We start from the raw sequence: 453 nt of genomic DNA, 5'->3' as shown, positions 1-453 counted from the left end.
CAACACAAAAAAACAAAAAAACACAAAAACAACCCACCAACCCAAAACCCCAAACACACCAAAAAACCACAACAACACACCCAAACCAACACCACCACCAAAAAACACCAACACACCCCAACCAACACCACAAACAACCCCCCCCCACCACACCACACCACACACAACAACAACAACAACAACAACCAAAACAACACCCACCATAGCATGATACAACCTACCCACGCCCAATGCGCGCACCAATAAGCCAACACCAACAACTTCAACAGCCCTACCACCCAAAGCGACACAACCAACCACAGGAACAACAAAAACGACCCCCGGAATATGGACACGAGTAGCAACCCCAGATACACCACTAATCAAACCCACTCCCAACACACCATATACACAAACAACCTCAAACCCTTCCAAAACCACAACACCACCACCAACACCACCCCACAACCCCCC

1 protein-coding gene is annotated in these 453 nt (G+C 48.6%); it reads right to left on the bottom strand.

All coding sequences use genetic code 11. From position 1 onward, the window contains the following. Positions 1-372 (bottom strand): PrpF domain-containing protein (locus tag ACTHTJ_RS10855; RefSeq protein WP_440362686.1); only part of this gene is annotated, 372 nt, incomplete at its 3' end. Positions 373-453 lie beyond the last annotated feature (81 nt).

It is taken from the genome of Neisseria sp. P0018.S001 (assembly GCF_051957355.1).
In the GTDB taxonomy this organism is placed as follows: Bacteria; Pseudomonadota; Gammaproteobacteria; order Burkholderiales; family Neisseriaceae; genus Neisseria; species Neisseria subflava_A.
The sequence above is the reverse complement of the archived record's forward strand: the minus strand, read 5'-3'. Positions and strand labels throughout refer to the sequence as shown.